General features: G+C 68.8%; 13 protein-coding genes. 5 read left to right on the top strand and 8 right to left on the bottom strand.

Going from position 1 to position 19846, the window contains the following annotated elements:
• From VGC47_10690 to VGC47_10680, 3 genes are all read right to left on the bottom strand, one after another.
• The coding region (locus VGC47_10690) for an alpha-hydroxy-acid oxidizing protein (GenBank protein HEX9855774.1) at nucleotides 1–402 on the bottom strand (402 nt) is incomplete at its 3' end.
• Nucleotides 399–1439, bottom strand: a complete 1041-nt coding sequence (locus VGC47_10685) for a Gfo/Idh/MocA family oxidoreductase (GenBank protein ID HEX9855773.1) — start codon at nucleotides 1437–1439, stop codon at nucleotides 399–401. The genes VGC47_10690 and VGC47_10685, both read right to left, overlap by 4 nt.
• Nucleotides 1436–2437, bottom strand: a complete 1002-nt coding sequence (locus tag VGC47_10680) for an amidohydrolase family protein (protein HEX9855772.1) — start codon at nucleotides 2435–2437, stop codon at nucleotides 1436–1438. The genes VGC47_10685 and VGC47_10680 overlap by 4 nt, the downstream gene beginning before the upstream one ends.
• Before the next feature lie 88 nt (nucleotides 2438–2525).
• Between VGC47_10680 and VGC47_10675 the strand changes: the two genes are divergently transcribed.
• Nucleotides 2526–3299, top strand: coding sequence for an aldolase/citrate lyase family protein (locus tag VGC47_10675; GenBank protein ID HEX9855771.1), 774 nt, complete (start codon nucleotides 2526–2528; stop codon nucleotides 3297–3299).
• Between the two features lie 27 nt (nucleotides 3300–3326).
• Here VGC47_10675 and VGC47_10670 read toward each other — a convergent pair whose 3' ends face one another.
• The 5 genes from VGC47_10670 to VGC47_10650 form a co-directional block, all read right to left on the bottom strand.
• Entirely contained in the window at nucleotides 3327–4007 is a 681-nt protein-coding gene (locus VGC47_10670; protein HEX9855770.1) for a GntR family transcriptional regulator, read from the bottom strand.
• 55 nt (nucleotides 4008–4062) lie between these two features.
• Nucleotides 4063–4992, bottom strand: a complete 930-nt coding sequence (locus tag VGC47_10665) for a hydroxyacid dehydrogenase (GenBank protein HEX9855769.1) — start codon at nucleotides 4990–4992, stop codon at nucleotides 4063–4065.
• A gap of 19 nt (nucleotides 4993–5011) precedes the next feature.
• On the bottom strand, nucleotides 5012–5944 hold the full coding sequence (locus VGC47_10660) for a carbohydrate ABC transporter permease (protein ID HEX9855768.1): 933 nt from the start codon (nucleotides 5942–5944) through the stop codon (nucleotides 5012–5014).
• Nucleotides 5941–6882 carry a sugar ABC transporter permease gene (locus VGC47_10655; protein HEX9855767.1) on the bottom strand — a complete coding sequence of 314 codons (942 nt, stop codon included), beginning with the start codon at nucleotides 6880–6882 and terminating at the stop codon, nucleotides 5941–5943. The genes VGC47_10660 and VGC47_10655 overlap by 4 nt, the downstream gene beginning before the upstream one ends.
• 112 nt (nucleotides 6883–6994) lie before the next feature.
• Nucleotides 6995–8344: an extracellular solute-binding protein gene (locus VGC47_10650; GenBank protein ID HEX9855766.1), complete on the bottom strand. Its 1350-nt coding sequence runs from the start codon at nucleotides 8342–8344 to the stop codon at nucleotides 6995–6997.
• 199 nt (nucleotides 8345–8543) lie between these two features.
• Between VGC47_10650 and VGC47_10645 the strand changes: the two genes are divergently transcribed.
• The 4 genes from VGC47_10645 (at nucleotide 8544) to VGC47_10630 (ending at nucleotide 19635) form a co-directional block, all read left to right on the top strand.
• Nucleotides 8544–10994 carry an FAD-dependent oxidoreductase gene (locus VGC47_10645; protein HEX9855765.1) on the top strand — a complete coding sequence of 817 codons (2451 nt, stop codon included), beginning with the start codon at nucleotides 8544–8546 and terminating at the stop codon, nucleotides 10992–10994.
• 47 nt (nucleotides 10995–11041) lie between these two features.
• Nucleotides 11042–11263, top strand: a complete 222-nt coding sequence (locus VGC47_10640) for a DUF2905 domain-containing protein (protein HEX9855764.1) — start codon at nucleotides 11042–11044, stop codon at nucleotides 11261–11263.
• Between the two features lie 114 nt (nucleotides 11264–11377).
• A complete protein-coding gene (locus VGC47_10635; GenBank protein ID HEX9855763.1) occupies nucleotides 11378–15139 on the top strand; it encodes a hypothetical protein in 3762 nt (1253 codons plus the stop codon).
• Between the two features lie 2 nt (nucleotides 15140–15141).
• Nucleotides 15142–19635 carry a hypothetical protein gene (locus VGC47_10630; protein ID HEX9855762.1) on the top strand — a complete coding sequence of 1498 codons (4494 nt, stop codon included), beginning with the start codon at nucleotides 15142–15144 and terminating at the stop codon, nucleotides 19633–19635.
• The last annotated feature ends 211 nt before the right edge of the window (nucleotides 19636–19846 follow it).

Genomic DNA, 19846 nt, shown 5'->3' with positions numbered 1-19846 from the left:
CTGGAACATGTGCCGGCCGGGAGCGGTGGCGGCCACGTCCTCCCAGGGCACCGACGTGAACGCCGAGCACATGACGGAGGTCGACACGCTTGCGGCCGCGGCGCACGAGGCGAGGGCGTCGGTCGGTTCGTAGAGGGCGAGCGCACCGATCGGTGCCAGCAAGACAGGTAGCCCGAGCGGAACACCGACGAACGACGATGACGCATCGACGGCCTGCACGTCCCGCATGACTCGTGGTACGAGAGCCAGTCGATCGAGGGCGAGGCGATTCCGGGACACGGTGACACCCTGCCCCGCCCCCGACGCCGCCCAGACGTACACGGCCGGCTCGAGTGCCTTGCGGGCGCCCTCGACGACCTGGTCGATGGTGGCGAACTCGAGCGGCTCCGTGCCGTTCGTCACCGCACCTCGCCGATTCGAGCAGCGTGCCCGTGGGACGTATGCCGAATTTCGACGGTGCGGCGCTCGACCGCCGACCGCCGCACCGCTTCGCACAACTCGGCGCTCCTGAGGCCGTCGACCCCTGATGGGGCCGGGCTCCGGCCCCGCATGACGGAGGCGGTGAAGGCGGCGACTGACGATCGATGGGCCTCGGTCGCCGGATAACGCGTGACCGTCTCGCCTCGATCCGTGAGCACCGTCAGGTCGCCGCTCGAGCGGGAACGGGTGACACCGGTGCCCGTGATGCGACCCGCCGTTCCGTGGATCGTGATGTCGTTGCGCGCATAGGGGTGCCGCTCGTTGGCGTTGCAGTACACCAGGGCGCCGTTGGCAAAGCGCAGGACGATCAGTGCGAGCATCTCGACCGCTCCACCGCCGGGGGCTTCGTCGAACATGGCGCTCACCTCGACCGGCTCTGAGTCGAGAAGCATGCGCAGGAAGTCGAGCGCATGCACGCCGACGTTGTGGACGGTACCGAGCCCGGCCATGCGAGGGTCGGCTCTCCAGTTGTCGTATCGCTTGGCACCACCTCCCACCTCGACGTGCACGGTGAGGACGTCGCCGATGGCGCCGTCGGCGACGATGCGGCTCACGTCGCGCACCCAGGGGAGGAAACGATTGTGGAAGTTGACCCCGAGCAGGACCCCGGCGGCGTCGCACGCTTCGACGGCCCGTGCCGCGTCGGCGACGTCGATGGCGAGCGGCTTGTCGCACAGGACGTGCTTGCCGGCCCGGGCGGCGGCGACCACCTGTTCGGCGTGCAAGGCGTTCGGAGTTGCGATGAACACCGCCTCGACCGACGGGTCCCCCAGCATCTCCGCATAGTCGGTGTATGCGCCCTGGGCACTGAACTCGGCGGCGAAGGCGTCCGCCCTTCCTTGGTCGCGGCTGGTGACTGCGGCGATGGCGCAGTCCGGTTCGGTGGCGAGGATCGGGGCGATCGTGCCGCGGGCGATGTTGCCGAGCCCGACGATGCCCCACCCGAGCCGGCGACTCACGAGGTCACACCGAGCAGCGTCATCGGATTGTCGGTGAGGATGGCGCCCTTCTCGGCTTCGGTGAGCTCCGGCAAGCCCCGCACCCACCTCACGGGGTCGCGCAGGAACATCGGCGCCGGGTAATCGGTGCCGAGCACCACTCGATCGATCCCGACCGTGTCGATGAGGAAGCGAAGAACCGGCCCGCTGTACGTGCAGCAGTCGTAGAAGAACCGGCCCAGGTAGTCACTCGGCGGCAGGACCTGGCGGAAGCCGTCGTCTTCGGCGAACGGCGGCTGCAGTGCTCGGCCCGTGGCGCCCTCGAGGGCACCGGCGACCTTGTCCATGCGAGCGATCCCGTATGGAACGTACCCGCCGCCGTGGGCGAGCAGCGGCTTCAGGTCGGGGCAGCTGTCCATGACTCCGCCGAACACGAGCGTGGCGTACACGAGTGTCCGTTCGGTGAGGTTGCCGACCGCGTTGCCGAGCTTGTAGCGGGTGATCCTGAAGTCGATGCACGTGTCGGCACCCTGGTGGAAGAAGAGGATGGCTCCGAGCTCCTCGGCGGCTTTGAAGAACGGCAGGAACTCCCGCTCGTCGTACGTCCTCGGGCCGACGTGGTCGCTGAGCACGACTCCGCGAAAGCCCATGTCTACGACGACTCGCTCCATCTCGGCGATCGCTCTCGCAGGGTCCTGCATCGGCACGATCGCCAAGCCCGCGAAACGGGTCGGGTGCCGTTCGACGATCTCGGCGATCTCGTCGTTGCACTCCCTGTGGATCCGCGCAGCGGCCTCCGCATCTCTGTCGTACTGGTAGAAGCCGACCGTCGGGGTCACGAGCTGCATGTCGACCCCGAGCGAGTCCATCTCGACGAGCCGCTCATCGATCGACTTTGCAAAGCCACCGCGACTCAACTCACCGGCTCGCCCGTCGAGCCCGTACCACTCGCCTCGCCGTTGAATCGCCTGCTTGTAGCGCTCCGGAGTGACGTGGGCATGCATGTCGATCGTGGGCATTCGAGGTCCTTCTCGCGGGGCCGGATGCGGCCGGGGGGCGATAGTGCATCATACATTCTGCCGAAGGCGCTCTCTGATCGGAGGACAGATGTCTGAGACTCTCAAGGCACGGCTGCAGCGAGGCGATCGGCTCGTCGTCTTTTCGGTCGGCAGGATGATGCACCACAACGTCATCCGCTACCTCGGTATTACGGGTGCCTTCGACGGGTTCTGGATCGACGTTGAGCACGCCGGCCTGACCGTCAGGGACGTCGAGATCGCCGTGGCGGCAGGCGACGCTCACGGCCTGCAGAGCTTCGTCAGGGTGCCTCCCACGGACTATGCAACCGTGACGCGCTGCTTCGAGAGCGGCGCCGTCGGGGTGATGGCAGCCCAGATCACGTCTGCGGAGCACGCCGAGGAGTTCGTCCAGTGGGCGAAGTTCGCCCCCAGGGGACGGCGTGGGCTCAACCCGCTCGGCCACGACGGCGCCTACGGATCACTCCCGATGGCCCAGTTCGCGAGTCGGTCAAACGACGAGACGCTCGTCGGCATCCAGATCGAGACGATGGGAGCGGTGGAGGAGGTCGACGCCATCGCGGCGATCGACGGGGTCGATTTCCTGTTCGTCGGCCCATCCGACCTCAGCCAGGCGCTCGGCGTGCTCGGCGACTTCACCCACGAGAAGTGCCTGGCCGCGGTCGACATGGTCTCTGCGGCGTGCAGCTCGAACGGGAAGCGTTGGGGGGCGGTGACCCCGAACGCCGCCTACGCCTCCCTGATGGTCGCCAAGGGATGCACGCTCGTCTCGGCGACGAACGACGTGAAGCTGGTCACCGCGGGGATGGCGGCCACGAGGGAGGACTTCGCCGACGTCTGGTGACGCCCGGAGAGGCTCGGTCGGTCGTGCTCAGCGAACCGTCCCCGCCTGGGCGTCCGAGACCTCGATCGAGAGCTTGACGTGGCCTCGCATGATCTCGACCGCACGCTCGAGGTCGCGTTCGGCCACCGCTTCGAGGATCTCGAAGTGCTCGGCGACGGCGCGACTCCGGATCTCGGGGTTGAGGACCTGCGACTGCGCAACGAACACGCCCCCGGCCTCCTCGAGCGACGCCAGGATCCCACCCAGCCGTCTCGTCCTCGTCGCCGAGTGGAGGATGGAGTGAAACTGGATGTTCTTGTGCATCCAGGTCCCCAGGTCCTCCTCCACGGCGAGCTCGTCTGCGAGGGCCCTGGCGGCCTCCATCTCGTCCTCGGCGATGTTCTCGATGGCCCGAGCGAGGGCGACATGCTCCAACGCATGCCGGATCTCGACGATCTCGACCATCTCGTCCCAGTCGGGTGTCCTGACCGTCCCGATTCGGTGGCTGTCCATCATCACGAGACCTTCGGCGGCGAGGTCGCGCATCGCCTCACGCACCGGAGTCGTGCTCACGCCGAGCCGGTTTGCGATCTCCGTCTGCACGAGCCGGGTGCCGCCGGGCAGATCCCCGCGCAGGATGGCGACCCGCAGGACGTCCCTGACCACGTCGACGGCGGTTCCCGGACGGGTCGACACGTTCTCCAGCCGGAAGCGCTCGACATCGGTCATGGGCGTCTCCCCTCGGCCGGTTCCATCGTCGACGGTGGAGGGGCGGCGGCGAGGCTCATGGCTGCAGGGCGCCGATCACCGCGTCGACGATCATGTCGGCCACTTCGTCCACGGCCTCGTGCGAGTTGCCTGCGAGGTGCGGTGACAGGATGAGGTTGTCGATCCCGGCGAACCTGGCGGCGTCTTCGCCCCGCAGCGGCTCCGATGCGAACACGTCGATCGCCGCCCCGCCGAGCCTCCGATCCCTGAGGGCTCTCGCCAGGGCGTCTTCGTCGACGATGCCGCCGCGCGCGGTGTTGATCAGGACGGTGCCTGGTCTCATCTTCTCGATCATGGACGGGCCGATGAGGTTCCTCGTCTCATCCGTGAGCGGAGTGTGGAGGCTGATGACGTCGGCGTCGGCGACGAGTTGGTCGAGATCCACCCGCTCGGCAGATCGCCACGCCGGATCACCGGCCGGGACGCCGGGGTCGAAGGCCATCACCCTCATCTCGAAGGCGGCGGCCCGCTCGGCGACGTGCCGGGCGATCGCACCGAATCCGACGAGGCCGAGTGTCTTGCCGCGCAGCTCCCGGCCGAAGGCGTGTCCCTGGCGGGGCCACTCGCCCGCCACCATCGCGGCGGTCATCGAGAAGACGCCCCGAACCAGGACGAGCATGGCGCCCATCACGTACTCGGCGACCGAGACGGCGTTGACGCCGATCGCCGGGATGACGGCGACGCCGGCCTTCGAGCACGCCGTCAGGTCGATGTTGTCGAGCCCCACGCCGAGGCGTCCGACGATCCGCAGGCGTGCCGCCGACGCCAGCAGCTCCGAGTCGATGCGGGTCCGGTTCCGGATCAACACCGCCTCGGCCCCGGCGAGCTCGGCGAGGAGGGCGGCGCGGTCGGCATGGAGGTCCGGGTCGTAGACCACCTCGAATGCGCCGGATAGGCGCGCCAACTGCTCGGCAGGCAGATACTCGGGCACGACGGCCTTGGTCACGGGTTGCCTCGAGACCGGGTCACTTCCCGGAACCGGTCACGAGCCCGGCGACCACGTACCGCTCGACCCTCGAGTAGACGAGCACGAACGGTACGACGGTCAACATTGCGAAGGCAGCCTCTCCCGGGAAGTTCGCCAGTCCCTCGATGCCCTGCATCTGGTAGAGCTCGTACGGGAGCGTCCTGTTGCCCGGTGACGTGGTCAGCACCAGCACCAGCGTGAACTCGTTCCAAGCCTCCCGGAAGGCGAGCACCCCGACCGTGATCATCGCGGGGGCCGCCAGCGGCGCGACGATGTACCGCAGCCTCCCCCATAGGGTGGCGCCGTCGACGCTGGCCGCCTCCTCGATCGACTTCGGTATCTGCTGGAAGAAGCCGAGCATCAGCCACACCGCGAGGGGCAGGAGCATCCCGGTGTAGACGATGATCAGCGTGATCCGTTTGTCCAGGAGACCCGCCGCCACCGCCAGCCGGTAGATCGGGACCATCAGGCCGAGGCTCGGGACGAGGCGGGGCAGCAGTGCGAAGAGCAGGAGAAAGTGCCTTCCCCGGAACCGGAACCTGGCGAAGGCGTATGCAGCCGGCACCCCGACGATGAGTGTCAGCGCGGTCGTACCTGCCCCGACGACCACGCTGTTGACGAACGAGGTCGTGAAGCTCTCGCTGCCCAGCACCTCCTTGTAGGCGGTGAGCGTCGGAAGGTCGGGGATGATCGAAGGGTCGGCGAAGACCTGGGCGCGGTGCTTGAACGACACCGAGAGCGTGACGATGAAGGGCATCACGGTCCACACGACGAGCAGGACGAGCGGCAAGATCAGGAGGGCTTGGCGCAGCCCGCGTCGCAGCGTCATGGCGGGGCGGCCGGCGGGGGGCGGCCCGATCACCGCCTCGGCAGCCGCCGCCGTCTCGGCGGCCAGCGGCGCCTCGTCCTCGGGCCTGTACTCCGACGTCATTCGTATTCGTACTTCCTGGCGACACGCACGTATACGAGCGTGAGCACCGCGTTGAGCAGCAGGATGAACGTCGCGATCGCCAGCGCCTGATTGAACTGGAGCCTGCGGAACGCCACGGTGTACATCTCCATCGCCAGCGTCTGGGTCGCCTTCAACGGACCGCCCCCGGTCATGGCGAGCACGACTCCGAGTCCCGTGAGCGTCGAGTAGCTCAGCCAAACGGTGCTGATCACGAGCTGGGGCGTCAGGAGGGGGATGGTGAGGAATCGAGCGCGCTTCCAGCCGCTCGCCCCGTCCACCAAGGCTGCGTCCAGCAGGGACCTGTCGACGGTCATCAAGCCGCCGAGGAGGATGAGGATCGTGAGCGGCAGGTCGGTCCACACCTGCGCCAGGACGACGACGACCATCGCCAGACCGGGATCGGAGAGCCACCCGAGGCCATCGAGACCGAAGAACTCGATCGTGCGGTTGATCAATCCGAACTGGGTGTTGAAGAGGATGCGAAACATGACGACGGCGGCGACGTTCGAGATGATGTACGGCGCCACAGTGACCGCCCGCAGGAATCGCAGCTTGCCGACCACCCGGAACAGGGCGAATGCGAAGAACAGCCCGAGGGCGGTGCCGACGATGAGGCTGCCGAAGACGAAGACAGCGGTGCGGTTGAGTGAGTGCCAGAAGTCGGGGGAACGCACCATCTCGACGTAGTTGTCGAACCCGACGTACTCCTTCGGCGCACCGAGGCTGTCCGGCCGGTAGAAGCTCTCCCAGATGCCGTAGAGCACCGGGAAGCCGAGGATGGCGGCCACCCCGATGATCGCCGGGAGGCTGAAGAGATACGGCGTCGCCTTGCTGTGGCCGATCATCGCCGTGTCGCGGGCGCTCTCGGCGGCGGCCCTGCGCTCCTTGCGCGTCGGGGCAGAGAGGCGGCCGGTCATCTAGCGCGACCGGTCACGAATCGCAACGCGAGTGCACCCGCGACCCCTCGAATGGCGTCGCGGGTGCACCCGGTCACAGTCGGTGCTCGTCGAAACTGCGCGCCAAGTCGCCTCAGGCTTCGTCGAGCTGCGGCTGGTACTTGGCTGCGAGCTCCGCACCGGTCATGTCGGTTCCGACGACGATCTCGCCGAACAGCTGCTCGAGGATCTCCTCGACCGAGCCTGCGTTGGGCCCGGCCGGCACCGGAGCGCTGTCGAGGTACACCTGCTTGAGCTCCTCGGTGAAGAACGGCCAGTACTCGGCGAGCGACGGATCGTTGATCGCCTCGGTCTGGCGCATCGGCACCGAACCCTCGAACACCGCGGCGACCAAATTCTCGGTCTCCGAGATGTACCTGAGGATGAGCGCCGCCTCGTCCGGGTGTTCCGAACCTGCAAGGACCGCCCAGGTCCTCGCAGACGAGATGGCCTCACCCTCGGAGCCGGTCCCGGTCGCCGTCGGCACTTGCGTGATGTTCCACTGGTCGGGGTAGTCGAAGTCCGGAGCCTCGTTGAAGTCGCCGGCGGTGGTGAAGCCGTCGAGGATCAGCCCGGCATCTCCCGACACGAAGGCAGCCCTCGACAGGTCCTCACCCCAGGCGATCGCCTCCTCGGGAAGCAGACCCTCGTTGGAGGCCTGGATGAACCAGTCGAGGACGTACACGCCTGCATCAGACGTCAGATCGGGCACGGCACCCTCGAAGGGTGCGCCCGCCGCGCTGAGCATCGTCTTGAGCGTCGTGACTCCCTCACCGGCTTGTGCCTGGACCGTCAGCGGGATTCCGTCCGGTCGTGCCGCCTTCAGGGCCCGCATCGCCTCCAGGACGTCGTCGAGGGTCTCGAACGGAGGCGTCAGGCCAGCCTCCTCGAACCAAGGGCTGTTGTAGTAGAGGACATCGAAGTTGGCCGTGACCGACAACCCGTATTTGACGCCGTCGAGACTCGTCTCGTCCCAGGCGAGCGGCAGGAGCAGGTCGTACTGCTCCGGGTCCTCGGCCTGCCAGTCGGCCGCGATCTCGTCGTGGGATTCGATCAGGCCGGCGTCGACGAATGCCTCGATGAGGAACGCATCCTCGGCGCCGAGCACGTCCGGAAGCTGCTGACCTGCGTCGCGCATCCGCAACAGCTGCTGGAGCATGTCGTCGTTCGACTGGATCTGGAACTCGACCGTCACGTTCGGGTGCTCGGCCGTGAAACTGGCGAACTGGTCTGGCGGGACGTAGTACTCGCGAGAGGCCCACACGGTGAGCGTCATCTCCTCGCCCGGCGCAGCCGTCGTGTCGCCACCGGGCGCAGCCGTGGTCGTGGAATCACCATCGCCCCCGCAGGCTGCGAACACGAGGCCGACTGCCAGCAGCAGCGCCAGACCCCGCCTTCGTGCCCTCCCGGGTGATCTCGGTCGGGTCGTTGCACGTGTGATCATCGACACAAGAGCTCCTCCTCCCGGCTCCACTCCCGCAAAGCCCGGGCAGGGGGAACCGCGGCCTTATAGCACGACGAAAACGGCTTTCGTACACAATATACGATACCGAGGGCCCCCCGGCCGGTCAAGAAAGTCGGGCGATCCGAACGATGGCGTCGACGCCGTACAGTGTCGGCCCCGAGGACTGTGGGGTGACATCATGCAAGCCGACACCGTAGTCATCGGCGCCGGCGTCGTCGGCACGAGCGTCGCCTTTCACCTGGCGGACAGTGGTGTCGACGGTGTCGTCGTCCTCGACAAGGGCGACCTCGACCACAACGACGGCTCCACCTCGCACGCCCCCGGTGGGCTGCGGACCCTGACGATCTCGCCGTTCTTCACGAAGCTCGGAGCCGCCTCGCGCCGGGTGTACGACGCCTTGCCCCTCGCCGTCGACGGCGAGGAGCAGTTCTTCAGGACCGGGCTCATGCAGGTGGCGTCGACCCAGGAGCGGCTCGAGAGCTACCTACGGATCCAGGAGCGGGGGATGGCGCTGGGCGAGGCGGCCGAGCTGCTGACGCCGGACGAGGTCTGCGGGCACGTTCCGTTGATCGACCCGGCGACGATCGTCGGCGGCATGCTGGTGCCGAGCGCAGGCACCGTGAACACGTCTCGGATCGCCACGGCGATGCGGCGCGTCGCCGAGGCGACGGGGAGGGCGAGGTGGTACCGCGATACCGAGGTCACGGAGATCCTGGCGGAGAGCGCCAGGGTCACCGGCGTCCTCACCGGCAACCCGGAGATGCCGCGCATCGAGTGCGAACGCGTCGTCCTCTGCTCGAACATCTGGGCACCGATCCTGGCCGGCAAGCTCGGCGTCCCGATGCCGCTGTTCCCGGGCGAGCACCAGTTCGCCTTCACCGACTCGATCGCGGCGCTCGCCGACCGCATGCACGTGGAGAACACCATGCCGATCGTCGCCATGGACGACATCTCTGTGTACTTCCGCCAATACCACGACCACCTCGGCATCGGCAGCTATCACCATCCGGCTCGCCTCGTCGAGCCTTCCGACCTCGGGGAGTCGTCCGAGCGTCCATTCACGCCCGACGACTTCGCCGAGGCGTGGCGTCTGATGCAGTACCACATGCCGTCTCTCGCCGGAGCGACGATCTCGCGCGGCTTCAACGGGATGTTCGCCTTCACCGCCGACCACTACCCGATCATGGGCGAGTCGGCACTCGTCGCCGGGCTGTGGACCGCCGTCGGGGCGTGGCTGTCGTTCGCCTCGGAGGTGGGGCGGGTGATGGCGAGGTGGATGACCGAAGGCGACCCCGGCTTCGATGTCACCCCTGCCGACGTGAACCGATTCCACGCCCACCAGTCGAACCACACCTTCCTCAGCAGACAGAGCAAGTACTTCTACGAGATCGGTTTCGACATCCTCCACCCGAACCAGGTGGCCTCCGACGTCCGCAACCTGCGCCTGTCGCCCTATCACGCTCGGCTCGAAGCGCTCGGCGCCGAGCTCGTTCCCCTGGCGGGAATCGAGACCCCGTGGCTCTACCGCGGCAACGAGCCCCTGGTAGCCCGCTACGAAGGCCGGATCCCGCCCCGCTCCGGGTACGACGCCACCGCGTGGAGCCCGCTGATTGGTGCTGAGCACCTCGCCATCCGTGACAACGTCGGGCTCGTGGACTGGTCGGCCGCCATCGGACCCGTCGAAGTCTCCGGACCCGGGGCCCTCGGCTATCTCCAATACCTGTGCACCAACGACGTCGACAGGCCGGTCGGGTCGATGGTCTACACCCTCGTCTTGACGCCTCGTGGCACGGTGAGGCGCGACGTGACGATCACCCGGCTCTCCGAGGACCGTTTCTGGTTGCTCACCGGCCGGAGCAACCTCCCGGCCGAGCTGGCCTACTACCGTTCGCTGGCGCCGCCGGACGGATCAGTGACGATCGTCGACCGTACCGAAGAGCACGTCGCGGTGGGGCTGTGGGGCCCGCGGGCACGCCAGGTCCTGGAGCGTGTGACGACCGCCGACCTCGACAGCGACGCCTTCCCCTGGTACTCGGCGAGGCCGATCGGGGTCGGCATGGCGCCGGCGATCGCCATGCGCATCTCGTACGTCGGCGAGCTCGGCTGGGAGATCTACGCCCCCGTCGGCTTCGGCCTCCACCTGTGGGACACGCTCTGGGAGGCGGGTCGCCACGTCGACATGACCCCCGTCGGCATCGCCTCTGTGTTCTCGCTGCGGATCGAGAAGGGCTATCGCCTGACCGGATCGGACCTGACTCCCGAGATCAACCCGTTCGAGGCCGGGATGGGATGGACCCTCGCACCGGACAAGGACTTCGTCGGGAGGCAGGCGGCGATCGACGCCCGCCAGGCGGGCCTCGCCTCACAACTCGTGACCCTTCGCTTCGACGAACCGGAAGCGCTCATGTACGGATGGGAGCCGGTCCTCGACGACGACGAGGTGGTCGGCAGGGTGGCGGGAGGCGAGTACGGGTACACGGTGGGGGCCTTCATCGCCCACGCCTTCGTCGGCCCGAGCCACGCCGAGCCGGGCACCCGGCTGACGGTTCAGTACACGGGCAGGCGGTTCGCCGGGACGGTGGTCGCCGGTCCCCTGTACGACCCGGGGAACGAGCGCCTCAAAGTGTGACCTCGCCACGGCGCGGCGCGCCGGGCCGGCATGCATGATTCATTGCTATGCGGCTCGGGAACACGCTCGTCGCCATCGGGATCGTCGTCGTTGCCGCCGGTGTGGTGCTCAGGTTCGCCCCGTGGCTCGTCTCGTGGTTCGGACGGCTCCCGGGCGACATCCGCATCGAACGTGACACGACGCGGGTCTACATCCCGGTCACGTCGATGATCCTGACGAGCATCGGGCTCACCGTGCTTCTCGCCGTCATCGCACGGTTCCGAGGCTGAGCTTCGGCGGTCGTCGGAGAAACCTCCCCACGGGGCATCTCGATTCGCTAGAACTGGACACGGGCCACCGCCGGTGGCCATGGCTGTGCGTGCGGCGGGAGCATGGGAGGACCCATGGTCGACCGCCGCCGCGGTCGCGTAGACGATCTGCGTTTCGGCGCAGCATGGCGTCACGTCTTCGGGCCGATGACGCCGCCCGATCCGGTCCCCGATCTCGTCGTCGACATCGCCAGGGCCGAGGACCTCGCCGCCTTCACGGTCTCGGGATACGGCGTCGAGCTCGTCACTGGGGACAGCCCGGCGATCCGGCCGACCGGCGACGGTGCCCGTCTCGTCTTCGAGCTGGCCTACCAGCACCTCGGCGAGCGGGCCGTCTACGACGTGGAGGCGGGGGAGACCGCTCCTCCCGACCGCTCCGATTCCCCCGGCGGCGCCATCCCGGACGCCCCCCAACCTCCCGAGCCCAACGACACGGCTCCCTCGCAGCCGGAGCTCGCCATCCCCGCCAAGCGCTCCCGGCTCGTGTTCGCCCTCCCGGAAGGCGACGAGATCCCCTTCACCGTCGCCGACGTGCTCGCCGCCATGGGCAGGCTCCCCATGGTGGTACACCCGCTCGCCACCCCGCGGGCGACTCGGGCTTCGCTGCCGATGTCCGTCCCCCGACTCGCCGTTCCGGGAGGGTTCGAAGCGGTGCTGAGCCGGTCGGGTCTCGTCATCACGCCAGCCCGTGGGACTCCGATCACCCCGTCCGGCGTCGCCGGGATGATGCGAGCGAGGCGTGACCTCCGTCGAGTCAACGAGATCCTGGCCACCACCGCCGGCATCTACGCCTCGGCGGGCGACGAGGCGCCGCCGCAGCTCGGCAGGGACCACGTGTTCGTCGGCCCTCACCTGCCACCGCGAGTGAGGCGAAGGCCGACCCTCAGCAGGCCGCCCGAGCCCCTGGAGACGGCCATCGAGGCGCCGTTCCGCCTCCAGATCTCGCCGAGCGAGCAGGGAGGATGGGCACACTCGACCGGTCCGGTCCGCGACCCCGACTCGCCGCACCGCGTCGAGCTGTGGCACAGCCGGCTCGGAGTGCGAGAGGACGGCGCCACCGGCGCCGTCGACGAGGGTGCCGCCGGGCAGCGCATCATTCGAGCGATCTGGGCGAGGGACCGCGAGGCGATGCCGGACTGGGAGCAACGCCGCGACGCGGTCCACGCCAACTTCCCGTTCCGGATGTCGCTCGACCCCGACGACAGGCACATCCTCGTGAGGCAGAGCGCCGAGACATGGCTCGACTCCAAGAACAGCCCCATCTCGCCGGAGCCCGTCGACGTCAACTCCCTGTACGTGTCGAGCCTCGGCGCCTGGCTCGATGTCCACGGCCTGTGGGACACAGACCCGTACACGTCGTGGGAGGAGGGTGACCCGAGCTCGGCGATGGCGGCCATCCTCTCCTGGGATCACATCGCCCCGATGGGCCGCGACCAGTACGTCAGGGTCACCTACCCGGGTTACCTGTACCCGGTGGGCCCGAAGGCGACGCTCGTCAAGCTCACCGAGCGCAAGATGAAGAAGGCCGCCCCGTCGCTGGCGGCGCTCTACCAGAAGAAGTTCCTCATCGTGAACGAGCCGGTCGTGCGGTTCGACGACACCCGGTTCCCGTTCCGCGAGGTGCGGCTGGCCCCGCTGGTCACACCGACCCTGTTCCCCGATCCCGGAGCGGGGCAGAACAAGCACTTCTTCCCGATGGTCGCCAACCAGCGCTTCCACTTCGTGCTCCACTGCACCGACTGGGAAGGACGCAAGGTGCGGCTGCGCGCCCAGCTCATGTGGGTGTCCGACTCGTACCACGACTACGCCGACATCGACGGGACCTACGCGACGGACCCGGCTCGATTCGTCGCCGCCAGTGGACAGGACGTCGCATACGCCGAGCCGACGAAGAGCGGAGACACGACCGTCCCGACGAACCAGATCCAGCTCGGAGGCGCCGCCAGGAACCACGGCTCCAACCCGAAGCTCGTCGACGCCGTCGTCGAACTGCCTGCCGTCCAGCAACTCTCGGCGGTCGGTCCCGTGACGATCAAGTACCCGGACGCCTTCACCGGGTTCGGAGGAGGCAACGTCGGCGAGGTGTGGGCCGAGGTGAAGGACGCCGGCAAGGAGCTGGCGTTCGGCGGCAACGGGGCCGGGTCCGACAAGGCCGGCGGGTTCATCCAGCCGAACCTCAAGATCGGCGGCTTGTCGCGGGTCAAGGGTGTCATCGGCGATCCCGTTCAGGCGGCGCTGGGCGCCTTCGATCCAACCGACATCCTGGCGAGCATCGCCCTCCCGAAGCTGTTCGGCATCGTCGAGCTCACCGACATCCTCGAGGCCGTCGGTCTCGACGGCGCCCCCTCGGTCGTCTCCGAGGCGCTCGACAGGATCGAGTCCTTCATGCTCGACCTCGAGCGCCTCGAGCAGGTCGTCCAGGACGCCGTGGACGAGGCGATCGCCGAGGTGGAGCGGGCTCAGGCGAAGGTCGTGGACGGGGTCGGCCAGGAGCTGGTCGATGCGGCAGAGCAAGCCCGCGCCCAGGTAGAGGCCCTCCAGCAGCTCGTCGCCGGCAACCCTCCGGGGTCCGGAGCGGCCGGGGCGGTGATCGCCGCCATCGAGTCGCTCACGGCGTCGAGCGAGATCGCCGACGTGATCGACGCTCTCGATCAGCCGACCACCGACTTGTCGGCCGCGGCGGCACAGATCAAGACCGTTGCCCCGCTCCTCCCACCCCTCGTCCGCCAGCAACTCCTCTCGATGGCGGCCGTCCTGGATGAGCTGGCAACCGCAGTCGACCTGTTCGAGGACGTTCTGGCATTCGTCAAGGGGTTCGCCACCAGCGGGATCCAGGCGACGTACCGCTTCGAGTGGAAGCCGGAGATGAAGTCGTGGCCGAGCAACGCCACGCCCATCCTCCAGTTGGAGAAGGACAGCTTCGTGCTCGCCGTCGAGGGCAGGGCGGCGGGCAACGACGGGATGAAGGTCGACGTGCTGGCGGAGCTGCGCGACTTCGAGCTCCTGCTGCTCCCCGACGAGCCGCTCGTCCGCTTCCGTTTCGACCACATCTCGTTCCACGCCGGGTCGAGCGGCAAGCCGGAGGTCGACGTCGTCCTCCAGGACATCGAGTTCCTCGGGATCCTCGGCTTCATCGAGAGGCTCAAGGACCTCATCCCGTTCGACGGGTTCTCCGACCCGCCGTACCTCGACGTGTCGGCCGAGGGCATCACGGCCGGGTTCACCTTGGCACTCCCGAGCGTCGCCGTCGGGGTGTTCAACCTGTCGAACATCTCGCTCGGGGCGGACGTCAGGGTGCCGTTCCTCGGAGAGGCCGTCACTGTCGGTTTCAACTTCTGCACGAGGGAGCGCCCCTTCACCCTGGCAGTGCTGTTCATCGGTGGCGGCGGATGGTGCATGCTCCGTCTCTCCCCCGACGGGCTCGACCTGCTCGAGGTCGGCCTCGAGGCAGGGGCGGTGCTTTCCGTCGACTTCGGTGTCGCCTCCGGGTCCGTGTCGGCGATGCTCGGCATCTACATGCGCCTCGAAGGCGACGGCGGTTCTCTCGCCGGGTACTTCCGGCTGCGCGGCGAGGTCGACGTGCTCGGCCTCATCTCGGCGTCCATCGAGCTGTACCTGGAGCTGCTCTACGACTTCGCGACCGGGAAGATGGTCGGCAGCGCCTCGCTGACCGTCAAGGTCGAGGTGTTCATGTTCTCGATGTCCGTGACGATCCGTACCGAGCGCCGATTCGCCGGCTCGAACGGCGACCCCGACTTCGTCGACGTGATGGGCCTCGAGGCGGACGGCTCGTCGCCCGCCTGGTCCGAGTACTGCCTCGCATTCGCTGGAGCGTGACCATGGCAACCGAGATCTACACCGTGCTCGCCCTCCCGCACTCGCGAGCCCCCGGCGACGATTTCCACGTGTCGCTGTTCGTGGCGCCTGCCCTCACGCCCGACGGGGGAGAGGGACCCCTCAAGGCCTTCACGCTGTTCCCGCACTGGGCGGCTGGGCTGCTCGACGGCGCCGCCTTCGAGCTCGCCGACCAAGCCGGCACCGTCGAAGCCGACCCGATCCTCGATCCGATCGAGCCGGACACTTGGGACGCCGCCTTCCCGCCTGCGACGCCGGTGCGCGCTCCGAGCGGCCCGGCGTGGTCCGATCGGCATTGGCGGACGTTCAGGGCGAGGACGGTCCACGACGCAGGGAAGCTCCTGCACGTGGCGGCGATATTCGCTTCGCCGACTTCGCCTCCTGCGCCGAGCATGCACCCGCTCGGGCCGCTGATGCGCCGCCTCTCCGGGGGGTTCGACGACGTGCAGTGGAGCGAGGCCACGATGACACGCAGCCTCGACGCCCAGCTCGGAGAGAGCGGTTCGACCGGCGAGCCGGGCATGAGCCTGGCCGAGATCGAGAAGCGGATCGCGTCACAGCAGGACCCGTTCTCGCAGTTCACGCTGGAGCTCCATCGAGCCAGGCGCTTCTACGAGCGGCCCGAGTCGGCGAGGGCCTACGAGCGGCGGCCGGTGGAGGGCGCCGTTGCCGACGAGCTGCCGCGCCCTGCCCCGGACTTCCACGAGCGCTGCAGCCTGGCGGCGGACCACCCGACCTTGCAGCGGCGCCTGGGATTGGTCGTCGATCTGGTCGTCCGTGATCCGGCCCGGCTCGGCTCGAGCCAATGGCTCACCGGGTCGATCGTCGTCAACGGTGATACCGCAGCCTGCCGGACCGGGCGCGTGCTGTGTGCCACGGCCGGCGACCACCTCGTCACGGTCCCGAGCACCGAAGCCTGGCACGACGGGGCATTGCGGCTCGGGGACGCCGACCGCTTCGACGTGCTCGACATGGACCCGGACGGCACCGCCCTGAAGCTCGATCGCTACCTCTGGTCGTTCCCGCGTCTGCTGCACGTGGAGGACAACGGCGACGCCGTCCACGCTGCACCGACGGCGTTGCGCTCGATCGGCTTCACCGTGGTGCGCGACCAGAAGGGGATGGCGACCCAGGACCGCCTGGCGAGACAGGAGGGCCTCCTCGAGGAGCTCGATCAGGGGAAGACTCCGGAGCTCACGACGGAGGACGTGACCCAGGGCATGCGTGTCGACGTCTTCGACGACACCGCCGGCGGGTGGTTCAGCCTGCACGCCAGACGAATCGACGTCGAGGTCGACGGCCACGGCACCGTCGCCGACGACCTCCCGGAAGAGGGCTTCATCCAAGGCACGACCGCGACCGAGTCTGCGGGCGTCGAAGACGGGCCGGTGCACGTCCACGAGGCGCTCTTCGGCTGGGACGGTTGGAGCCTGGCTGCACCCCGCCCGGGCAAGCGAGTCCGGCACGTGAACGGCGACGAGGTGGTCGAGGACCCGAACGTCGATCCCGACCATGTGACCCCCATCGTCGTGGAGAACAAGGTCGAGCCCGGCTCACTCCCGAGACTGCGCTACGGCCGCTCGTACGCCTTTCGGGCCTGGGGGGTCGACCTGGCAGGCAACAGCAGGACCCGGCCTCTGGGGGCGTCTCCTGCAGGGCCGGAGGCCGAGTCGGCCGCGGCGGCCGGCCCGGCCGCCCCGGCCGGCCCGACGAGCCGGCTGGCAGCCATGCTGCGGGCCGAGACGGCCGCCGCGGTGATGCGAAGACGTCAAGAGCCGGCGACCACCCGGGCGCGCTTGTTCGACGCCCGGGACGCCGGGAACATCCCGGAAGATGTACTCGGGAGACTCCGCTCGCGGCGGCCGGACCGCTCCGGGAGGCGGCCGGTCGACCGTGCCGACATCGTTGGTCGCGCCTTCGGGGACGTCGCCCTCGACGACTCGCAGCCGTTCCTCGTCACGACTGCCGTCCGGGACGCCGCCACCCTCGCCCGCCTCATCGCCACCCCGGACGGTCCTCCGATGGGCGAGCTCGCCGACATCGTCACCGCCCTGCGGCCGTTCCTCCGGTGGGATCCGGTTCAGCCGCCGGCGGTCGTTGCGCGGCGTCGATTCACGGCTGGTGAGTCACTGCGCCATCTCGTCATCCGTTCCGGGGTCGAGCAGGACAGAGACACCCTGGCGATCACGGTCACGCCTCCCGACGACTACGCGGCAGGCTCGGTGCTCGGCTACCGGCCCACGTCGCAACGCCACCTGGCACCACCCAAGACGAGCCAGTCCGAGGCGGAGTTGTTCGGAGCGTTCGACAGGGCGATCGGCTCGACGAGCCAGGCACGTCACGACGCCATGCTGGCAGTTGCCGTGCGCGAGGCGGGGACGTGGTTCGACGTCGCCGTCCCTCGCCTCGACGACCCGAACGTGCTCGAGCCGCAAGAGAGCATTGCGCTCGAACACGACCCAGGTGTGCCCGCTTCGGCGCTCCAGGCCCTTCCGTTGGCACCGGGCGAGGCCCCGGCTCCGGGCCAATACGTCGTCCACGACGTCGACGAGCCCGTGGTTCCATATCTCCCCGACGTTGCCGCCCGAGGGATCTCCGTCGTGTTTCCCGAGGCGGGCGGCGACCGCTTCATCGTGTTCCCCTTCGGTGTCGAGGGCTTCACCGCCCGCTACCGGGGGCGGTGGCCGGGGCGCCGCCCGTTCCGGCTCGTCCTCGGGGGCGGAGACATCCTCGACGGGCGTCTGCGAGGCACGACCCTGCGCCTCCTGCTTCCTCCGGGAGACGTCCAGAGGTTCCGTCTTGCCTCGTCCCTCGCCAGGGACGACCTGGAGCGGTTCGGACTGTGGCGCATCCTGCCGCCCGTCCTACGCGACAACGAGGACGTCGTCGAGGCGGCCGTGGACGGCTGGCTGTGGGCACTGACCCCCTTCGACGAGGTGACGCTGGTGCATGCCGTGCCTCGCCCTCTCGAGGCTCCGCGTCCGACAGAGCTCGCCGTCGTGCGAGGAGGGGAAGGCTCGACGGACGCCTGGTTCTGGGGTGCGGTCGACGTCCACGGTCCGAGCACCGAGCAGCTCACGGCGGAGGCGAGGTGGTCCGACCCGATCGACGACTTGGCCAGCGACGGCCCGTCGACCGTGTCGGTGCGAGCCGTGGCGTTCACGACGTCGGTTCGCCAAGCCGAGGACCTCTCCGTCCTGTGGGGGCCGCTACCCGACACCGAAGTCGACGTCGAGGGCTTCGGCTCCGTCTGGGCGCACCGGGCGATCCACCCGATCGGCGACACCAGGCACCACACCATCGGCTATCGCTTTCGGGCGGCGACCCGCTTCCGGGAGTACTTCGACGCCTCCGAGCTGCAGCCGTCGGACCCCGTCGAAGGCCTGCCGGACGACGACGGCCAGAGCGTCGTCGGGCCCGAGATCACGAGATCCATCCCGAGCTCGGCACGGCCCGCCGCCCCGGTCGTCCACTCCGTCGTCCCCCTCTTCCGATGGGACGAGGGCACCGAACCGGAGCAGCCGGTCGCGGTGCGGAGGAGCCGGAGGGCGGGGGCGCGCATCTATCTGGAGCGGCCGTGGTACTCGTCGGGCGAGGGCGAGTTGCTCGGCGTGCTGATCGCGCCGTTCGGGGACGACGGGAACGTCGACGGCAAGGTCAGCCAATGGGGCGCCGATCCTGTCTGGGTTTCGGCGCCGGTCGAGAAGAGGGCGATGTCGTTGGAGCTCGACAACCTGCTGCACGCCTCGGGGCTCGACGACCGGCCGGGGGACGCCCGGCCCGAGACCCCCCCGACGATGCGGAGGCTCCCGGACGGCTCGACCGTCACGGTGCTGGGCTACCAGCCGAAGTACAACGCCACCCGAAAGCTCTGGTACGTCGACGTGGCCATCGATCCCGGCAACGCCTTCTGGCCGTTCGTGCGGCTGGCGGTTGCCCGCTACCAGCCGGACAGCATCGGCGAGCTTCACCTCTCGCCCCAGGTGCTGTGCGATTACGTGCAGCTCCCGGCCGAGCGCACCACGAGCGTGAGCCGCACGGACGTTCGCCACGTCCGGGTGGTGGTGAGCGGACCGGTCGGCATTCGCACCTTCGTGCAAGGAGGACCGCTCGAAGCGTATGCCGAGTCGATCACCGCCAACAGGCTGGTGTTCGCCAGGTTGCAGCGGCGTGACCGGGAGATCCCCACCGATCTCGGATGGGAGACGGTGGACGTGGCCCAGCTCGAGGTTCGTGGGACCGGGCGGGACGCCGGCTCGGGGCTGCCGGACATCGCCCAGGCAGCCTGGGTCGGCACGCTCGAGTCGCCTCGCAACATCGGCCTGCGGCGCCCCGGACACATCGCCAACTGGCGGGTGACCGTCGAGGAATGGGAGCGGCTCCCCGGTGATCCGGCGGACCTGGGCGCCATCGGCCTCGCTGCTCCGCCCCCCGTCTGGGAACAGCGCCTCGTGTACGCCGACGAGTTCGGCCTCTGACCGAGCGCGTAGTGGAGACGGCTCGCAGGGCAACCCTCGGCTCGGTCCCTGGCGGGATGCTCGGGCACCCTCTCGGCTGGCGGCGTGTCAGGGACCGGGGCGACCGCCGGGATGGGGTCGGGGTGCTTCCAACGAGAGCCTGTCCGTTGCAGCCTTCAGGGACGCGGTTCTATCGTGGACGAGCAGGCCCCGACGGTGGGCCGGGAAGGCA

It is taken from the genome of Acidimicrobiia bacterium, from assembly GCA_036396535.1.
Classification (GTDB): domain Bacteria; phylum Actinomycetota; class Acidimicrobiia; order Spongiisociales; family UBA5794; genus DASWKR01.
The sequence above is the reverse complement of the archived record's forward strand: the minus strand, read 5'-3'. Positions and strand labels throughout refer to the sequence as shown.